Source organism: Leifsonia sp. AK011 (assembly GCF_013410945.1).
Lineage (GTDB): Bacteria > Actinomycetota > Actinomycetes > Actinomycetales > Microbacteriaceae > Rhodoglobus.
This window is the reverse complement of record NZ_JACCCH010000001.1, coordinates 1,467,761-1,481,144: the sequence shown is the minus strand read 5'-3', so window position 1 is coordinate 1,481,144 and position 13,384 is coordinate 1,467,761. Positions and strand designations below refer to the sequence as shown.

Here is a 13,384-nt window from a genome sequence, read left to right as displayed (position 1 = left end):
GCAACTCACGCGGCGATGATGCTCGCGATCGTTGCGGGGAGGGCTGCGCACAGGTCGAGGATCGTGAAGGGTCCGCCGCCGCTCGCCCGCTCCGCTGCGAGACCGTGGAGTAGGGCTGCCGTCGCGGCAAGTCGGGCGAGAGCCGTGTCATCCGCCGCGATCAGGTCGGTGTGGGTCGCCACGAGCGCACCGAGGATGCCGCCGAGCGCGTCGCCGGCCCCCGCCGTCGCCAGCCAGGTGGGCGCGCTCGAGACCCCAATCGAGATGCCCGGGCCGGCGACATGGGTCGTGTGCCCCTTGAGGAGAACCGTGACGTTCAGTTGTTCGGATGCACGCCTCGCCCACTCGAGCGGTGCGGAGGCCACGGCATCCACCTCGACGTCAAGCACGCGCGCGAGCTCCCGGTAGTGGGGGGTCAGGACGACAGGCCCGCTGGCGTGCTCGTGGAGATCGAGGGCTCCCCCATCGAGCACGGTGGGCAGGCCCTCGGCGAGCGCCGTGAGCATGGGCTCCGTATCGCGATCGACGGGGTCCATGCCCGATCCGAGCAACCAGGCCTGCACGCGTCCCGGCGACGTCACGGCCTCGGGGCGGCGCTGGAGCACGAGGCTCGCAGCGCGTTCCGGGCCGAGGTAGCGCAGCATCCCGACGCCCGTGTGCAGCGCGGCCTCGACGCTCAGGACCGCAGCGCCCGGGTACTGGTCGGACCCCGTGAGGACCCCGAGCACTCCCCTGCTGTACTTGTCGTCACCCACCGTGGGCACGGAGATGAGAGCGGATGCCTCGTGCGCTGTCCACGGCGAGAAGTAGGTCATGGGACTCACGATAGTTTGAAGGGGTGAGCCTCAGTATCCCCGGTCGTGTTGTCGTGTTCGATTACGGGGAGGTGATCTCCCGGAGTCCGAGCGCCGCCGACCAGCAGGTACTGCTCGACCTCGCAGGCGTCGAGGCCGAGGTCTTCTGGCCCAGCTACTGGGGTCGGCGGGATCCGCTCGACCAGGGCACCGTGAGCGTCCCTGAGTACTGGGCCCAGGTCGCGGCCGACACCGGCGCATCATGGTCGGCCTCCCGGGTGTACGAGCTCTGGGTCGCCGACTTCCGTGGCTGGTGGAGTGTCGAGCCGGGCACGATCGACCTCATCGCTCGGCTGAAGGCGGGCGGAACCCGACTCGCGATCCTCTCCAATGCGGGCTTCGACTTCGCGAGCGGCTTCCGGTTCGGACCGCTCGTCCAGTACTTCGAGCAGATGTTCGTGAGTGCTGAGATGGCCGCGATCAAGCCCGACCCCGCCATCTACCTCGAGGTCGCCGACGAGTTGGGAATCACCCCGGGCGAGATGGTGTTCATCGACAACAAGGCCGTCAACACTGATGCCGCGGCCGCACTCGGCATCACGGTCCATCACTTCACCGGAGTGCCCGGGCTCGAAGCGTTCCTGGAAGGACTCTCCTCGTGAGCGCACTGTTCACTCCCCTGTCGATTCGCGACACCGAATTCCGCAACCGCCTCTGGGTCGCGCCGCTGTGCCAGTACTCCGTCGACAAGCAGGACGGCGTGCCGACCGACTGGCACATGGTGCACCTCGGCAGCTTCGCCCTCGGCGGTGCAGGACTCGTGATGACCGAGGCGACCGCGGTCTCCCCCGAGGGCCGCATCTCCCCCCAGGACACCGGCATCTGGAACGCCGAACAGGCGGAGGCCTGGGGTCGGATCGTACGCTTCATCCATTCGCAGGGCGCCGTGGCGGGCATCCAGCTCGCCCATGCGGGACGCAAGGGGTCGACCTGGCTCGAGTGGATTCCCGAGCACGGCACAGTCCCGATCGAGCAGGGCGGCTGGGTGGCGGTTGCGCCGTCGGCCATCCCCTACCCCGGCTACGCGACGCCACGAGCGCTGGAGACCGGCGAGCTGCCCGGCATCGTCGACGACTTCGTCGCTGCCGCCCGCCGCGCGCTCGACGCGGGCTTCGACCTGCTCGAGATCCATGCGGCGCACGGTTATCTTCTCCACGAGTTCCTCTCCCCGCTCTCGAACACCCGCGAGGACGCCTACGGCGGCAGTCTCGAGAACCGGGCGAGACTTCTCCTCGAGATCGTTCGGGCGGTTCGCGCGGAGGCGGGGAACGGCGTGCCGATCCTCGTGCGCTTCTCCGCGACGGACTGGGTGGATGACGCGTGGGATGTCGACCAGACTGCAACGGTCGCGGCCTGGACCCTGGACGCCGGAGCCGACCTCTTCGACATCTCGACGGGCGGCATCACCAATGGCGTGCACATCCCGTCGGCGCCCGGATACCAGGTACCGTTCGCCGAACGCGTCCATGAGGTCGCCGACGCACCGGTAAGTGCGGTTGGACTCATTACGACGGCGGCCCAGGCCGAGGAGATCGTGGCATCCGGCAAGGCCGACGCTGTGATGATGGGCCGCGAGATGATGCGCGACCCGCACTTCGCCTGGCGCGCGGCCCACGAACTCGGCGTGGACCTCGACTACTACCCGCCGCAGTACTTGCGCGCCAAGTTCAAGTAGGCGCGCTGGAGCTGAAAGCGAAGGCCATTTCTGGCCTTCGCCGCGACGCCAGCGCCGTGCGCGGTCTCCGCGCACGGTTGCCTACGTCCGACTACCGACGCCGCGTCGCGTCCTGCACCTCGCCGACGAGTTCCTCGATGATGTCCTCGAGGAAGACCACGCCGCGCGTTGCGCCGTTCTCGTCGAACACCCGCGCGACGTGGACGCCGACGCGGCGCATCGTGGCAAGGGCATCCTCGAGGTCCGTGTCGCGGAAGATCGAGATGAGCTGGCGGATGCGCTTGGGCGGCACGGGCTCGTTGTACTCGTCCTCGTCGAGATCGATGACGTCCTTGAGGTGCAGGTAGCCGGACGGCTCGCCCTCCTCGTCCACGAGGATGTAGCGCGAGAACCCGCGCTGGGCAACCGCGCGCTCGAGGTCAGCAGGCGCGGCATCCTCCGGCAGGGTGACGAGGGTGTCCATACCGACAGCGATGTCCTTGACCTTCTTCGACGTGAACTCGAACGCTGCGGTCAGCGTTCCGCCCTCGTCGCGGAGGATGCCCTCACGTTTGGACTGGTCCACGATCGTCGCGACCTCGTCGAGCGTGAAGACGCTCGTGGCCTCGCTCTTCGGCTCGACCCGGAACAGCCGCAGTGCGTTGTTAGCGATCGCATTCAACACGACGATGATCGGATTGAAGATTCGCGCGATGAACACCAGGGGCGGCGCCAGAATCAGCACCGCTCGGTCCGGCAACGAGAAGGACAGGTTCTTCGGCACCATCTCGCCGAACACCACGTGCAGGAACGAAACGAGGAGCAGCGCGACGATGAACGCGATCGTGCTGATGACCTCCTCCGACCACCCGGTGAGCGCCAGCGGGTACTCGAGAAGGTGATGGATCGCCGGCTCGGAGACGTTCAGGATGAGCAGCGAGCAGATCGTGATCCCGAGCTGGCAGGCCGCGAGCATGAGCGTCGCGTGCTCCATCGCCCACACGGCCGTCTTCGCTGCCCGAGAGCCGGCCTCGGCTCGCGGTTCGATCTGCGAGCGCCGCGCCGAGATGACCGCGAACTCGGCGCCGACGAAGAACGCGTTGATGGCCAGGAGCACGAAAAGCCAGGCGATTCCCCACCAGTCCATTACTTCGCACCCCCCTCAGGGGTTTCGATGGGTTGGGGCGTGTAGCGAACGCGGTCGATGCGGCGACCATCCAGTCTCTCGATGCGGAACGTTCCCGTCGGCAGCTCGACGATGTCACCGACGACGGGCAGCCGTCCGAGTTCGCTCATGAGCCAGCCGGCCACGGTCTCGAACGGCCCTTCCTCTGGCACCACAACGCCGGTCCGCTCGCGCAGCTCGTCGGGCCTCAGGATGCCGGGGAACGTGAACCAGTCACGGGAGCGCACCACGTCGGGCTTGCTCCGGTCGTGCTCGTCGGAGACCTCGCCCACGAGTTCCTCGACGAGATCCTCAAGGGTCGCCACCCCCGCGGTGCCGCCGTACTCGTCGACAACGACGGCCATCTGGTAGCCGCGACCGCGCAGCTCGGCGAGCAGCGAGTCGAGCTTCATCGTCTCCGGAACACGCAGGGCGTCCGACTGGAGAGCGGATGCCGGGACCTCGCCGCGCTTCTCGCGCGGAACGGCGACGGCTTGTTTCACATGCACGATGCCGACGACGTCGTCGACCGAGTCATCCGTCACCGGGAAGCGGGAGTGCCCCGTCTTGCGCGCGAGCTCGATGACGGCCTGCGCGGAGTCCTTGCGGTCGACGCTCGCGAGGCGCGGCCTCGGGGTCATGACATCCTGCGCGGTGAGGTCGGCGAAGGCCAGTGTTCGGGCGAGAAGGGTTGCGGTGTCGAGGTCGAGGCTGCCCTCGCTCGCGGAACGGCGCACGAGGGAGGTGAGCTCCTCGGCCGTCCGGGCGCCGGAGAGCTCCTCCTTCGGCTCGATTCCGATGCTGCGCAGGACCCCGTTCGCGGTGTTGTTGAGCAGCGCAACCGCGGGGCGGAACACCGTGGTGAAGACCACCTGGAACGGAATCACGACCTTGGCGGTCGCCCGAGGGACGGCGAGCGCGAGATTCTTCGGCACGAGTTCGCCGATGATCATCGACAGGAGTGTTGCGAGAGTGATCGCGATGATGGTGGCGATGACGCGCGTTCCGGCTTCGCCCAGGCCGAGCGCTGCGAGGGGCACGGCGAACCACGTGCTGAGGGCGGGCTCGAGGGTATAGCCCGTGAGCAGCGTGGTGAGCGTGATGCCGAGCTGGGCACTCGAGAGGTGCGTCGACGTGTGCTTGAGCGCGCCGATGGTCATGCCGAGGCCGCGTTCGCCACGTTCCTGTCGCGCCTCGAGATCAGAACGATCGAGGTTGACGAGCGCGAACTCGCTCGCGACGAAGAAACCGGTACCGACGGTCAGCACGACTCCGATGGCCAGCATGATCCACTCATACATGGGGGAAACCGCCGGCCAGGGGTCTAGAGGGAGGGTCGTCCATAAGTGCGACGAGTCTACAGAACGTCGGCTGGGTAATCGCTACCAGGACACCGGCAGCGCCTTGCCCTCCTCGTAGCCCGCGGCGGACTGAATGCCCACGAGTGCGCGCTCCTGGAACTCCTCCAGAGTCGTCGCCCCTGCGTAGCTCAGGGAGCTGCGCACACCTGAGGTGATCATGTCGAGAAGGTCCTCGAGCGAGGGACGCTGCGGGTCAAGGTAGATCTTCGAGCTCGAGATGCCCTCGGCGAAGAGTGTCTTGCGGGCGAGTTCATACGCGTCGAGACGGTCGAAGCGCTCCTTGACGGCCTTGGTGGATGCCATGCCCCAGCTCTCCTTGTAGGCCCTGCCCGACTCATCCACTGCGAGCGTTCCCGGCGCCTCGATCGTTCCCGCGAGCCAGGATCCGATCATGACGGATGCCGCGCCAGCTGCGAGCGCGAGTGCGACGTCCCGCGGGTAGCGCACACCGCCATCCGCCCAGACGTGTGCGCCAAGCTTGCGCGCCTCCTCCGCCGTCTCCAGTACCGCGGAGAACTGCGGACGCCCGACGGCCGTCATCATGCGCGTCGTGCACATGGCACCCGGGCCGACACCCACCTTGATGATCGATGCCCCGGCCTCCACGAGATCGCGCACAGCCTCGGCGGTGACGACATTGCCAGCAACAATCGGAACCCCGAGTCCGAGAGCAGCGACCTTGCGGATTGCTGCGACCATGCCGTCCTGGTGGCCGTGGGCGGTGTCGATCACAATCACGTCGACGCCGGCATCGACGATCGCGCGCGCCTTGCCCGCGACGTCCCCGTTGATGCCGATCGCGGCGGCGACCTTGAGTCGGCCCTGCGCGTCTAGTGCGGGCTGGTAGAGAGTGGAGCGCAGTGCGCCCTTGCGGCTGATCGTGCCGACGACGCGTCCGTCGTGCAGCACCGGCGCGAACTCGATGTCAGCGGCGACCATGAGATCGAAGGCCGCGCGCGGTCCCGTGAGTTCGTCGACATCGATGGAGGGGCCCTGAGGTCCGATGAGGTCGCGGATCGGGGCATCCGGCATCGCGCTGGCGAGACGCTCGGCCGGCACCGCTCCGAGGTAGGTGCCGCCGGCGTCGTGGACGACGAGTCCGTGGCCGACGAGCGGCGGGATCTGCTCGAGTGCGTCGGCGACGGTGGCCTCCGCGGACAGCTCGACCGCGGCATCCCAGCCCACCGGTTGCGCTTTCACCCAGCGGATCGCCGCGTCGAGATCCTGGTGGTGCATGTCCTGCGGGAGCACCCCTAGGCCACCCCGGCGAGCGAGCGCGGCGGCCAGCCGGGGACCGGTCACCGAGTTCATGTTCGCGGAGACGATCGGGATGCTCGCACCCGTGCCATCCGGCGGTGCGAGGGACACGTCGAGCCGGCTCGAGACCGCCGATCGGGAGGGCACGAGGAAGACATCGGAGTAGGTCAGATCGTGAGTCGGACTCGTCTCATAGAAGCGCATGAATTAACGCTACTCCCGGCCTGTAAGCCCACCTCCCGCTCAGGAAAAACAAGTACGCTGGTCGTCGGTGTGTTCTCACCCGGAACCGCCAGTTGTCAATCATGACGAGAGAACCGGAAGTGGGCGGTCGGCTGTGTCAAGCCAAGTGACCGGAGTCGTTCCGGAGGGTGATTCCTCCGGCGAATTCGGAGCCAATGAGTGGCTCGTGGATGAAATGTACGAGCGTTACCTCGAGGACAAGAATTCGGTGGACCAGAGTTGGTGGCCGATTCTGGAGAACTACCAGCGAACACTCGATCCGACCCCCACCGGGGCGATCGACATCGTGGGTGCAACGCAGGGCGCCGAGGCCGCTGCGGAGACCTCCCTCGAGGCTCCCGCCGCCGATGCCCCGGCCACGAGTGACGCCACCCCTGAGGCGCAGGTCGGTGGCGAGGCGCAGATCCCCGAGCCCGTCGCCGAGAGTGCCCCGGCAGCCGAGCCGGTGCCGCCGACGACTGGTTCCCAGCCCGTGGCGCGAACCACCTCGACCCCGGCCCAGCGCCAGCCGATCCCGGCGGATGCTCCGGCCACAGCGCCCATCAAGACCCAGGCCTCCCCGGCAGAGCCCGAGCCCGAGCCCGAGAACGTGGTCGCCACGCTCAGGGGTGCAGCCAAGAGCCTCGCAGCCAACATGGACGCGAGCCTCACGGTGCCGACGGCCACAAGTGTTCGCACCATCCCCGCGAAGCTCATGATCGACAACCGCATCGTGATCAACAACCACATGAAGCGTGCGCGAGGCGGCAAGGTCTCGTTCACGCACCTCATCGCGTGGGCGATCGTTCGCACGCTCAAGGAGTTCCCGAGCCAGAACGTCTACTACGACGAGGTCGACGGCAAGCCGTCGGTGGTCACCCCCGCGCACATCAACCTCGGGATCGCGATCGACATCCCCAAGCCGGATGGCACGCGCGCGCTCGTCGTTCCCGGCATCAAGCGCGCCGACACGATGGATTTCGGCGAGTTTCTCGTCGCCTACGAGGATGTCGTCGCCCGTGGCCGCACAGGCAAGCTGACCGCGTCCGACTTCCAGGGCAACACGATCTCGCTCACCAACCCGGGCGGCATCGGCACTGAGCACTCCGTTCCCCGTCTCATGCGCGGCGCGGGATGCATCGTCGGCGCTGGTGCCCTCGAGTACCCGGCCGAGTTCCAGGGTGCGAGCCCCAAGACCCTCGCCGAGCTGGCGATCGGAAAGACGATCACCCTCACGAGCACGTACGACCACCGCGTCATCCAGGGTGCGGGCTCCGGCGAGTTCCTCAAGAAGATCCACGAGCTCCTCATCGGCGAGCGTGACTTCTACCAGGAGATCTTCGCGGCACTTCGCATCCCCTACGACCCCATCCACTGGGCTGCCGACATTTCGGTCGATCTCGCCGACAACGTCGACAAGACCGCCCGCGTGCAGGAGCTCATCAACGCCTTCCGTGTGCGTGGTCACCTCATGGCCGACACCGACCCTCTCGAGTACCGCCAGCGCTCGCACCCCGACCTCGACATCTCGAGCCACGGCCTGACCTTCTGGGACCTGGACCGCGAGTTCGTCACGGGCGGCTTCGGCGGCAGGCGCACGATGCTGCTGCGCGACATCCTCGGTGTGCTGCGCGACTCCTACTGCCGCACGATCGGCATCGAGTACATGCACATCCAGGACCCGGTGCAGCGTCGCTGGTTCCAGGAGCACGTCGAGCAGAAGTACACCAAGCCCGGCCACGACGAGCAGCTGCGCATCCTCGGCAAGCTCAACGAGGCCGAAGCATTCGAGACGTTCCTGCAGACGAAGTACGTCGGCCAGAAGCGCTTCAGCCTCGAGGGCGGCGAGTCCCTCGTCGCACTCCTCGACGCGGTGCTGCAGAAGGCGGCGGAGGAGCAGCTGGAGGAGGTCGCGATCGGCATGGCCCACCGCGGTCGCCTCAACGTGCTGACCAACATCGCGGGCAAGACCTACGGGCAGATCTTCCGTGAGTTCGAGGGAACCCAGGACCCGAAGACCGTCCAGGGCTCCGGCGACGTCAAGTACCACCTCGGAACGGAGGGCTCGTTCACCGCTGCTGGCGGCGAGACCATTCCGGTCTACCTCGCGGCCAACCCGTCGCACCTCGAGGCGGTCGACGGCGTGCTTGAGGGCATCGTTCGCGCGAAGCAGGACCGCAGGCCCATCGGCTCGTTCAGCGTGCTGCCCCTCATGGTCCACGGCGATGCCGCCATGGCCGGCCAGGGCATCGTGGTCGAGATCCTGCAGATGTCGCAGCTCCGTGCCTACCGCACGGGTGGCACCATCCACGTCAACATCAACAACCAGGTCGGCTTCACGACCCCGCCGAAGGAGGGTCGCACGTCGACCTACTCGACGGATGTCGCGAAGACCATCCAGGCACCGATCTTCCACGTCAACGGGGATGACCCGGAGGCCGTGGTGCGCGTCGCCGAACTCGCGTTCGCCTACCGCCAGGCGTTCCACCGCGACGTCGTCATCGACCTCATCTGCTACCGCCGACGCGGTCACAACGAGGGCGACGACCCCTCGATGACGCAGCCGCTCATGTACAACCTGATCGAGGCCAAGCGTTCGGTGCGCACCCTCTACACTGAGGCCCTCGTCGGTCGTGGCGACATCACGCAGGAGGAGTTCGAGGCTGCCCACCGCAGCTTCCAGGACAGCCTCGAGCGTGCGTTCGCCGAGACCCATGCCGCGCAGACGGGCACGATCCCGATCATCACGGCGGATGGCGAGGCCGTGGCCGATCTCGAGAAGCCAGAGTCGCAGCGCCACGAGCAGCCCGCGGGCGAGCCGGAATCGACGGCGGTGCCGGAGTCGGTCATTCACCTCATCGGCGACGCACAGGACAACCCGCCTGCCGGGTTCACCGTGCATCCGAAGCTGCAGGCTCTCCTCAAGAAGCGCGTCGACATGAGCCGCAACGGCAACATCGACTGGGGCTTCGGTGAACTTCTCGCTCTCGGCTCGCTCCTCATCGAGGGCACTCCCGTACGCATGGCGGGCCAGGACACCCGGCGCGGCACCTTCGTCCAGCGCCACGCGGTGCTCCACGACCGTGAGAACGGCCAGGAATGGCTGCCGCTGGCGAACCTCACGGAGAACCAGGCTCGGCTCTGGATCTACGACTCGCTCCTGAGCGAGTACGCGGCGATGGGCTTCGAGTACGGCTACTCCGTGGAGCGTGCCGACGCTCTCGTGCTGTGGGAGGCACAGTTCGGCGACTTCGCCAACGGCGCCCAGACAGTCATCGACGAGTTCATCTCGAGCGCCGAGCAGAAGTGGGGTCAGCGCTCGAGTGTCGTGCTGCTGCTGCCGCACGGCTACGAGGGCCAGGGGCCGGACCACTCCTCCGCGAGGATCGAGCGGTACCTGCAGCTGTGCGCGGAGAACAACATGACCGTCGCGCGCCCCTCGACACCAGCGTCGTACTTCCACCTCCTCCGCCGCCAGGCCTACGAGCGTCCGCGCACCCCGCTCATCGTCTTCACCCCGAAGGCGATGCTGCGACTGCGTGGCGCCACGAGCGAGGTATCGGACTTCACGAGCGGAAAGTTCGAGCCCGTGATCGACGACAACCGCCTCGCGGACAAGAGCGCGATCAAGCGCGTTCTGCTCACCTCCGGCAAGATCTACTACGACCTCATCGCCGAACTCGACAAGCGCGAGGTGCAGGACATCGCGGTCGTGCGGATGGAGCAGTTCTATCCGGTTCCCGCCGAGGGCCTCAACCGCGTTCTCGAGCAGTACCCGAACGCCGACCTCGTGTGGACGCAGGATGAGCCCGAGAACCAGGGTGCCTGGCCGTTCATGTGCCTCGAAGTGGTTCGGCACCTGCAGGGTCGCACCATCAAGGTGGCCTCGCGCCCGGCATCCGCGTCTCCCGCGACGGGCTCCTCGAAGCGCAGCGCCATCGAGCAGGCCGACCTCATCAACCGAGCGCTCGCCCTGTAACTACCTGAGGTAAGCGAAACGGCCCTTCCCGCGCAAGCGAGAGGGGCCGTTTGCCTTACCTCAGAATTTAGTTCGTGAGCTGGGGCGCGACGATCGTGCGGCCACCGGTCGGGACGATCTCCTTGCCGAGCGGGGCCAGCGAGATCGGGATCATCTTGAAGTCGGCGATCGCGAGCGGGATGCCGATGATGGTGATCGCCAGGGCGACGCCGGAGACGATGTGTCCGATCGCGAGCCACAGTCCGGCGAAGATGAACCAGATGACGTTACCGATGAACGTGAAGGCTCCAGCCGTCGGCTTCTGCACGACCTGGCGACCGAAGGGCCACAGCACGTAGTTGGCTATCCGGAAGGAGGCGATTCCCCACGGAATCGTGACAATGAGGATGCAGCAGATGATGCCGGCCAGCACGTAGCCGAGGAACAGCCAGAAGCCCGAGAACACCAACCAGATGATGTTCAGGACTGTATTCACTATGCGTTCTCCAATCGGGCGATGATGGCCGCCCGAAGCTCCTCTGGAGCCTTCTCCTGGCACGCCTTCTGCATCTTCAGGGTCAGCGTAATGCCCACGAGGTGCTCGGTCGAGCAGTCCTCGCAGCCCTCGAGATGGTCGGTGATGTCCTGGAAGTCCTCGGGGCTGAGTTCGCGGTGCAGGTACTCCTCGAGCTCCGCCTTGGCTTTGTCACATCCGCAGTCGGTCATTTCGTGCTCCTCGATGAGGTGGGTGCGGCGACGATGCCGCGTTCGCGTGCGTAGTCGGCGAGCAGCTCGCGCAGCATGCGGCGCCCGCGGTGGAGGCGGCTCATCACGGTGCCCACGGGGGTCTTCATGATGTCCGCGATGTCCTGGTATGAGAAGCCCTCGACGTCGGCGAGGTACACCGCCAGGCGGAAGTCCTCGGGAACCGCCTGCAGGGCTTCCTTCACATCGCTATCGGGCAGGTGATCGATGGCCTCGGCCTCCGCCGAGCGGGTCGACCGCGACTGGGTGACCGACTCGGCGCTGCCGACCTGCCACTCCTCGAGGTCGTCGATGCTCCCCTGGAAAGGGTCGCGCTGCTTCTTGCGATACGTGTTGATGAAGGTGTTGGTCTGGATGCGGTACAGCCACGCCTTGAGGTTGGTGCCCTGCGTGTACTGGCCGAAGGCCTGGAACGCCTTGACGAAGGTCTCCTGGACGAGGTCAGCAGCGTCGGCCGGGTTGCGCGTCATGCGCATCGCCGCGGCATAGAGCTGGTCCATGTAGGGGAGGGCCTGCTCTTCGAAGAGAGCGCGGAGGGCCTCCGCGCTAGTGGGGTCAACCCCTTCGCCTGGAGTCTCGGCTGCGGTTTGGTCGTCGCCCTCGAAGGGCGTCTCGGTACTCATCAGCGCCCAGTCTAGGTCGCCGGGTACGCGCGTATCGCGTTCCAGTACCTGTGCCAGCATGCGCTATCTCCTCGCGAGGGTCGAATGGCCCGATACTGTGGTAACCGATGCAGGTCTACAGGTATTCCGGTCCCGAGTTCAGTCCCTATGGCGATGACGAGCTCGTGCCCGTCGACGAGTCCGGTCCGTGGCTCGCGCCCACCGCAACCGGACGGCTGGATGCACGCCTCCAACTCCCCGGTTCCAAGAGTCTCACCAACCGTGAGCTCGTGCTCTCCGCCCTCGCGGACTCCCCCACGCTCCTGCGCAGGCCGCTGCATTCGCGCGACTCCGCGCTCATGATCGAGGCCCTGCGCAACCTCGGCGCGACCATCGAGGAGGTGGAGGGCGACGGCGAGTTCGGACCCGATCTGCTCATCACCCCCGGCGAACTCATCGGTAGTTCGTCCATCGATTGCGGACTCGCCGGCACGGTCATGCGCTTCGTTCCGCCGGTCGCCTCCCTCGCGCTCGGTCCCGTCGTCTTCGACGGGGATGCCAGCGCCCGCCGTCGCCCGATGCGCACGATGATCGACGCTCTCCGTACCCTCGGCGTCGACGTGAACGACGATGGACGCGGCGTGCTCCCCTTCAGCGTGTACGGAACGGGATCGGTGGAGGGCGGCGAGCTCGAGATCGATGCATCCGCGTCCAGCCAGTTCGTGTCGGGCCTTCTGCTCTCGGCACCACGGTTCACGCGCGGCCTCCGGCTGCGCCACACGGGCGAGCACCTGCCGAGCATCCCGCACATCGAGATGACCATCGAGTGCCTCGCCGCCCGCGGAGTCACCGTGGAGAGCCCGGAGCCGGGCCTCTGGACCGTCGAACCGCAGGCGATTGCCGGTGGCGAGATCGACATCGAGCCCGACCTCTCGAATGCCGCGCCGTTCCTCGCGGCCGCCATCGTGGCCGGCGGCACAGTGACGATCGACGGCTGGCCGGATGTCACCACTCAGGTAGGCGCGCACCTCGAGACGATCCTTCCGCTCTTCGGAGCGGGAGTGACGCGGGCCGATGGCTCCCTCACTGTCGATGGAGGCGTTGGCCTTCTGGGCGGCGCGACTCTTCCGGGTGTGGACATCGATCTGTCCGCGGGTGGCGAGCTCGCCCCCGCGATCGTGGGGATCGCTGCGCTGGCGAGCACCCCCAGCCGCATCACCGGCATCGGTCATCTTCGCGGTCACGAGACCGACCGGCTGGCGGCTCTTGCCGCCGAGATCAACGGCCTGGGCGGCAATGTCACGGAGCTCGATGATGGTCTCGCGATCGAACCCGCACCGCTTGGCGCCGGACTGTGGCACACCTACGAGGACCACCGGATGGCCACGACCGGAGCCATCATCGGGCTCGCGGTGCCGGGCGTCGAGGTCGAGGACATCGACACCACCTCGAAGACACTCCCCCAGTTCGCGGCCCTGTGGACCGGTCGCACGCTCGCTGTCGCCGAAGGCACGTCCGCATCCGGCGAACTCGGAACGCTGTAGCG

General features: G+C 67.0%; 11 protein-coding genes. 4 read left to right on the top strand and 7 right to left on the bottom strand.

Annotated elements, in window-relative coordinates; genetic code table 11:
• Positions 1 to 5 precede the first annotated feature (5 nt).
• Entirely contained in the window at positions 6 to 815 is an 810-nt protein-coding gene (locus HDC94_RS07250; RefSeq protein ID WP_179496244.1) for an ADP/ATP-dependent (S)-NAD(P)H-hydrate dehydratase, read from the bottom strand.
• Between the two features lie 23 nt (positions 816 to 838).
• Between HDC94_RS07250 and HDC94_RS07245 the strand changes: the two genes are divergently transcribed.
• Positions 839 to 1,456 carry an HAD family phosphatase gene (locus HDC94_RS07245; protein ID WP_179496242.1) on the top strand — a complete coding sequence of 206 codons (618 nt, stop codon included), beginning with the start codon at positions 839 to 841 and terminating at the stop codon, positions 1,454 to 1,456.
• Complete coding sequence (locus HDC94_RS07240) at positions 1,453 to 2,529, top strand: NADH:flavin oxidoreductase/NADH oxidase (RefSeq protein ID WP_179496240.1); 1,077 nt, start codon at positions 1,453 to 1,455, stop codon at positions 2,527 to 2,529. Before HDC94_RS07245 ends, HDC94_RS07240 begins: the two co-directional genes overlap by 4 nt.
• 91 nt (positions 2,530 to 2,620) lie before the next feature.
• Here HDC94_RS07240 and HDC94_RS07235 read toward each other — a convergent pair whose 3' ends face one another.
• From HDC94_RS07235 to HDC94_RS07225, 3 genes are all read right to left on the bottom strand, one after another.
• Positions 2,621 to 3,655 (bottom strand): hemolysin family protein, encoded by a 1,035-nt coding sequence (locus HDC94_RS07235; RefSeq protein ID WP_179496238.1) that lies wholly within the window; start codon positions 3,653 to 3,655, stop codon positions 2,621 to 2,623.
• Entirely contained in the window at positions 3,655 to 4,974 is a 1,320-nt protein-coding gene (locus HDC94_RS07230) for a hemolysin family protein (protein WP_179496236.1), read from the bottom strand. The genes HDC94_RS07235 and HDC94_RS07230 overlap by 1 nt, the downstream gene beginning before the upstream one ends.
• An 81-nt stretch (positions 4,975 to 5,055) precedes the next feature.
• Entirely contained in the window at positions 5,056 to 6,495 is a 1,440-nt protein-coding gene (locus HDC94_RS07225; protein ID WP_179496234.1) for a GuaB1 family IMP dehydrogenase-related protein, read from the bottom strand.
• Positions 6,496 to 6,628: 133 nt separating this feature from the next.
• Between HDC94_RS07225 and HDC94_RS07220 the strand changes: the two genes are divergently transcribed.
• Positions 6,629 to 10,492, top strand: a complete 3,864-nt coding sequence (locus HDC94_RS07220; protein WP_179496232.1) for a multifunctional oxoglutarate decarboxylase/oxoglutarate dehydrogenase thiamine pyrophosphate-binding subunit/dihydrolipoyllysine-residue succinyltransferase subunit — start codon at positions 6,629 to 6,631, stop codon at positions 10,490 to 10,492.
• A gap of 67 nt (positions 10,493 to 10,559) precedes the next feature.
• Here HDC94_RS07220 and HDC94_RS07215 read toward each other — a convergent pair whose 3' ends face one another.
• Genes HDC94_RS07215 through HDC94_RS07205 form a run of 3 tightly spaced genes read right to left on the bottom strand, consistent with a single transcriptional unit; the run spans position 10,560 to position 11,919 of the window.
• Positions 10,560 to 10,967, bottom strand: coding sequence for a YccF domain-containing protein (locus HDC94_RS07215; RefSeq protein ID WP_179496230.1), 408 nt, complete (start codon positions 10,965 to 10,967; stop codon positions 10,560 to 10,562).
• Positions 10,967 to 11,197: a zf-HC2 domain-containing protein gene (locus tag HDC94_RS07210; protein ID WP_179496228.1), complete on the bottom strand. Its 231-nt coding sequence runs from the start codon at positions 11,195 to 11,197 to the stop codon at positions 10,967 to 10,969. The genes HDC94_RS07215 and HDC94_RS07210 overlap by 1 nt, the downstream gene beginning before the upstream one ends.
• Complete coding sequence (locus HDC94_RS07205) at positions 11,194 to 11,919, bottom strand: sigma-70 family RNA polymerase sigma factor (protein ID WP_374757266.1); 726 nt, start codon at positions 11,917 to 11,919, stop codon at positions 11,194 to 11,196. Before HDC94_RS07205 ends, HDC94_RS07210 begins: the two co-directional genes overlap by 4 nt.
• A 47-nt stretch (positions 11,920 to 11,966) precedes the next feature.
• Here HDC94_RS07205 and aroA point away from each other — a divergent pair, with 47 nt between their 5' ends.
• The gene (gene aroA / locus HDC94_RS07200; RefSeq protein WP_179496224.1) at positions 11,967 to 13,382 is read left to right on the top strand and encodes a 3-phosphoshikimate 1-carboxyvinyltransferase; all 1,416 of its coding nucleotides are present in this window, start codon (positions 11,967 to 11,969) and stop codon (positions 13,380 to 13,382) included.
• Positions 13,383 to 13,384: the final 2 nt, after the last annotated feature.

Bases quoted from the DNA above. Each gene is read 5' to 3' on its own strand.
- HDC94_RS07250 (WP_179496244.1), bottom strand. From the start codon at position 815: ATGACCTACTTCTCGCCGTGGACAGCGCACGAGGCATCCGCTCTCATC.
- HDC94_RS07235 (WP_179496238.1), bottom strand. From the start codon at position 3,655: ATGGACTGGTGGGGAATCGCCTGGCTTTTCGTGCTCCTGGCCATCAAC.
- HDC94_RS07230 (WP_179496236.1), bottom strand. From the start codon at position 4,974: ATGTATGAGTGGATCATGCTGGCCATCGGAGTCGTGCTGACCGTCGGT.
- HDC94_RS07225 (WP_179496234.1), bottom strand. From the start codon at position 6,495: ATGCGCTTCTATGAGACGAGTCCGACTCACGATCTGACCTACTCCGAT.
- HDC94_RS07210 (WP_179496228.1), bottom strand. From the start codon at position 11,197: ATGACCGACTGCGGATGTGACAAAGCCAAGGCGGAGCTCGAGGAGTAC.
- HDC94_RS07205 (WP_374757266.1), bottom strand. From the start codon at position 11,919: ATGCTGGCACAGGTACTGGAACGCGATACGCGCGTACCCGGCGACCTA.
- aroA (WP_179496224.1), top strand. From the start codon at position 11,967: ATGCAGGTCTACAGGTATTCCGGTCCCGAGTTCAGTCCCTATGGCGAT.